This window comes from Nocardia sp. NPDC060220, assembly GCF_042727815.1.
GTDB lineage: Bacteria > Actinomycetota > Actinomycetes > Mycobacteriales > Mycobacteriaceae > Nocardia.
In genome coordinates this window covers 1-4,430 of the sequence record NZ_JBHWZY010000589.1, presented here as the reverse complement: position 1 = coordinate 4,430, position 4,430 = coordinate 1, and the positions used below count along the sequence as shown (strand labels likewise).

4 protein-coding genes are annotated in these 4,430 nt (G+C 68.2%); 2 read left to right on the top strand and 2 right to left on the bottom strand.

Annotation, left to right across the window (positions count from 1 at the left end):
* Window positions 1-1,321, top strand: a 1,321-nt coding sequence (locus ACFWF3_RS25750; protein WP_379315852.1) for an FAD-dependent monooxygenase, incomplete at its 5' end; no start/stop codon positions are given.
* 73 nt (window positions 1,322-1,394) lie between these two features.
* Here the strand turns inward: ACFWF3_RS25750 and ACFWF3_RS25745 are convergent.
* Window positions 1,395-1,832 (bottom strand): MarR family winged helix-turn-helix transcriptional regulator, encoded by a 438-nt coding sequence (locus ACFWF3_RS25745; RefSeq protein WP_379315850.1) that lies wholly within the window; start codon window positions 1,830-1,832, stop codon window positions 1,395-1,397.
* 77 nt (window positions 1,833-1,909) lie between these two features.
* Here ACFWF3_RS25745 and ACFWF3_RS25740 point away from each other — a divergent pair, with 77 nt between their 5' ends.
* A complete protein-coding gene (locus ACFWF3_RS25740; protein ID WP_379315848.1) occupies window positions 1,910-3,730 on the top strand; it encodes an ABC transporter ATP-binding protein in 1,821 nt (606 codons plus the stop codon).
* Between the two features lie 28 nt (window positions 3,731-3,758).
* Here ACFWF3_RS25740 and ACFWF3_RS25735 read toward each other — a convergent pair whose 3' ends face one another.
* Window positions 3,759-4,271 (bottom strand): hypothetical protein, encoded by a 513-nt coding sequence (locus ACFWF3_RS25735; RefSeq protein ID WP_379315846.1) that lies wholly within the window; start codon window positions 4,269-4,271, stop codon window positions 3,759-3,761.
* Window positions 4,272-4,430: the final 159 nt, after the last annotated feature.

Sequence of the window (4,430 nt, the reverse complement as noted above, 5' to 3'; positions counted from 1 at the left end):
GGCCCTGGACCTGAGCCTGCTCGACGCCAGCCCGGTCTTCGGGCTGGCGGCGCCGCAGCACCACATCGCGCAGGTCCTGGAACAGCGTGCTGTCGAACTCGGCGCGGCGATCCGGCGCGGACACGAGGTCGTCGGCCTGACACAAGACGACGACATGGTCACCGTAGACGTCGCGGGCCCGGATGGAACCTACCGCCTGCGAGCCCGATATCTCGTCGGCGCGGACGGGGTGCACAGCGTCACCCGCACGCTGGCCGGCATCGGATTCCCCGGTGTCACCTACGACCGCGCGACCAGCCGGGCGGCGCACGCCACCGTCCCGGCCGACTGGGTGGACCCCACAACCGGCGTCCTGACTGTGCCCGGCTACGGGACCGTCCAACCATTCCTGCCACTGCGCACCGAGCACGGGGGTTTCTCCTACGCGCCGTTCCCCGGTCATTCGCCGCTCATCAGCACCATCGAGTGGGACCAGCCCGAGACCGACGCTCCCATGAGCCTCGACGAGCTTCGGGCCAGCGTCGACCGCGTACTCGCCGCCGACATCCCACTCGGCGCGCCCTCCGGCCAGGAACCGCACGTGCTGCGCCGGCTCAGCGGTGGCAACACCCGAATCGCCGACCGATTCCGAGACCGCCGCGTGTTCCTGATCGGCGACGCCGCCCACATCTACACTGCAGGAGGCGGCCCTGGGCTCAATCTCGGCCTACAGGACGCGGCCAACCTCGGCTGGAAACTCGCCGCCGACATCCGCGGCAACGCCCCGACCGACCTACTCGACAGCTACGAGGCCGAACGTCGGCAAGCCGCCTCCCGCATGGTCACCTACGCCCAAGCACAATCCGCGCTGATCGCCCCGGGCAGCGACGTCACCGCCCTGCGCGAACTGTTCACCGAACTACTACGCGACCAGGACACCGTGCAGCGTCTCGCCGCCCTCACCGCAGGCGCCGACATCCGCTACGACACGGGCGGACCCGATACCCACCCGCTCATCGGCCGGTTCGCGCCGGACATGGAATTGACCACCCCGAACGGGACCGTCCGGCTGGCCGAGCTGACCAGGACTGCACGGCCACTGCTGCTCGACCTGACCGGGAACACGGGGTTGGCGGAAACGCTGCCCGAGTGGCACGACCAACTCGACATCGTCACCGCACGCCCCCAACCCGGATCACCCACCGCCCTGCTCCTACGCCCGGACTGCTACGTCGCGTGGGCAACCGCATCCCCGTGCCCGGACAGTTCGGACCGACAGGCGCTCCGCACGGCACTGCAGCGCTGTTTCCGCCCCACGAACCCGCCGGCATCTGACCGCTGACGGGTCGGTAGTCCCTCATCCGTCACGACGACATGAAATCACCGGTAGGTCAACACCGCTCGATGTTCCGCGCTCAGCGCCGGATCGGGTGGATCTGCTCCTCACCCTCGGAGACGAGCTTGCCGAGAATGTCGCGCAGCGAAGCGCGCTCATCGTCGGTGAGTCGTCCGAAGAAGTCGTCCGCGTCCTTCGTCCGGGCGGCAGTCAAGGTTGCGAGAGTCCGCTTGCCCAGCGCGGTCACCACCACGAGAATCGCGCGGCGGTCGGTCGGGTCGGGCCGTCGCGCGACCAGATCAGCTTCCTCGAGCGCGTCCACCACTTCCGTGGCCGACCGGGCGCTGATCCGCAACGCGTCCGCGATGGCCGACAGCCGGAGACCGTCGTGCTCGCCGGCCACGCGGAGCGCGCGGGCCTGGTGTGGCGTCAGACCCATCGGCGCGTACGCCGCCGACCAGCGCCGACGGAGCGTCCTGGCCACCTGCATCAGGAGGTCGCTCTCGTTGTCGGGCATAAACCCGCCTCTCGCTTTGTTTTCCTTACCAGATAGTGAGGTAACCTCAGCATAAACACAACCCAAGGGGGTTGCAGATGGAAGTGAAAGTCTCCGCCGGCGGCGGCCGCGCCCGCCGACCCGACCCGGCCGATCGCGCACAACTGCGCGAGTCCCCCGTGTCCCTGCGCCGGATCGCCGCGCTCTTCGCGCCGTACCGGCTTCAGCTCACCCTGCTGACCGTCCTGATCGTGGCGGGTTCGACGATCGGCCTCGCCTCGCCGTTCCTGCTGCGGCTGGTGATCGATGACGCGCTCCCCCAGCAGAACGTCCCACTCCTGCTCTGGGCCGTGGGCGGCATGCTCGCCGTCACCGTGCTCACCGCCGTGCTCGGCGTAGGCCAGACACTCATCTCCACCACGGTCGGGCAGCAGGTGATGCATGTCCTGCGTGCCGACGTGTTCCGCCACCTACAGCGGCAGTCGCTGGCATTCTTCACCCGCACCCGTAGCGGTGAGGTCCAGTCGCGCCTGATCAACGATGTCGGCGGCATGCAGTCCGTGGTCACCAGCACCGCGACCGCCATCGCGAGCAACGTCACCACCGTGGTCGGCACCGCCGTCGCGATGGCCGTGCTGTCGTGGCGGTTGTCGCTGCTGTCGCTGGTGGTGCTGCCGCCGGCAATCTGGCTGACCCGGCGCGTAGCGCTGCTGCGACGCGACATCACCGCCCAGCGCCAACGTCACCTCGCCGATCTACACGGCCAGGTCGAGGAAGGACTCTCGGTGAGCGGCGTCCAGCTGGGCAAGACCCTCGGCACCGGTCCTCTCGCGTCCGCGCAGTTCGAGCAGACCTCGCATGACCTGGTCGGCCTCGAAGTGCGCTCACAGCTCGCGGGCCGCTGGCGGATGGCCACTATGAGCATCCTCTTCGCGGCCATCCCGGCGCTGCTCTACCTCGCCGCCGGTCTTCCGGCGACCAGCAGCGGCATGACGATCGGCACCCTGGTCGCCTTCACCACGTTGCAGGCAGGGTTGTTCAGGCCGCTGATGGCTCTGCTCAATGTGGGTGTCGAAGTTACCAGCTCGATGGCGTTGTTCAGCCGGATCTTCGGCTACCTGGACCTTCCGGTCGAGATCGATGAACCCACCCAGCCGGTCGACCTCGACCCACGCGATGTCGTGGGCGAAGTCCGGTTCGACGATGTCAGCTTCCGCTACGACGCCGCGGGCCCCGATGTCCTCGATGGCGTCTCGCTCGTCGTACCTCCCGGGTCGACGCTCGCCCTGGTCGGCGAGACCGGTTCCGGCAAGACCACCCTCGCTTCGCTCGTCGCGCGACTGCACGATGCGACCGGTGGCCGGGTGACCATCGACGGCGTCGACGTTCGTGATCTGGAGCTCGGCACCCTCGCTCGCATCGTCGGCGTGGTGTCGCAGGAGTCGTACCTGCTGCATACGACCATTCGTGAGAACCTTCGCTATGCCAAGCCCGGTGCGACCGATGCGGAGATCGAGCGCGCGGCCCGTGCCGCCCAGATCCACGAGCTGATCGCCTCACTGCCCCAGGGCTACGACACTGTGGTCGGGTCGCGCGGTCATCGGTTCTCCGGCGGTGAGAAGCAGCGGATCGCGCTGGCGCGCACCCTGTTGCGCGACCCGCGTGTGCTGGTACTCGACGAGGCGACGAGCGCCCTCGACAACGAGACCGAGCGTGCGGTGCAGGCCGCCATCGACGTGGTCGCCCAGGGCCGCACGGTCATCACGATCGCGCACCGGCTGAGCACCATCCGCGATGCCGACCAGATCGCTGTCCTGCACCATGGCCGGGTCGCCGAACTCGGCGACCACCGGACCCTCGTCGACGACGGCGGACGCTACGCCCGGCTCAACGGCGCCGCCGACGTCGTGGCGGCCTGATCGGCCGACCGAGGACGAGGCCGTCGATCTACCGACAGCCGCCGAGCCACCACCATCCACCGCCCAGTTCCATTGTCGGACAGATCGGATCGCCGAAACCGTCATACGGTTCAGGACCAGGCGATTCGGTGAAGTGCGCGTAACCGACGGCGCCGTCGGGGCTTCCCAGGTAATCGGGCACGAACCGCACCGGAGGTCCCCCGAGGGTATTGATAGTCGCCACTTTGCAATTCGCCGACACAAAGCACAGGTGCCCCGGCAAGGGACTGCCGTAGTAGCCGTCATCGTCCGGAGTCTCCAATGCTGCCACCGCTGTGAACGCCGGTCGCTCGAGCCAGAATCGGGTCCGCGCCCCGACCTCAGGACAGGCGACGAAAAGAACTGGCGCTCCGATGCCCACCACGGCCATCGCGGCGGTGATCGCCAGCGGCCATCGCTGTGTCAGCTCGCGGGCACGGGCCATCGCGACCGCGAACAGCGCGATCACCGTCAACCACGCCATTCCGAGCACGGGTAGCGCCAGCAGCCACAATTCCGTCATCACCCAACCCCGATGCAAGCTGACCATGATCGCCGTCAACATCAGGAATGCGGCGCATGTGGGCGCAACCGCAGGAGGGGACTTCGCCAGGAGCACGACGACAAGGTATCGCGCCCGCGTGGCGGTTCCGCGGTGAGAATGTGCGGAATTCGTGTGGCT

Coding starts and splice junctions, on each gene's coding strand:
- ACFWF3_RS25745 (WP_379315850.1), bottom strand. CDS start 1,832: ATGCCCGACAACGAGAGCGACCTCCTGATGCAGGTGGCCAGGACGCTC.
- ACFWF3_RS25740 (WP_379315848.1), top strand. CDS start 1,910: ATGGAAGTGAAAGTCTCCGCCGGCGGCGGCCGCGCCCGCCGACCCGAC.
- ACFWF3_RS25735 (WP_379315846.1), bottom strand. CDS start 4,271: ATGACGGAATTGTGGCTGCTGGCGCTACCCGTGCTCGGAATGGCGTGG.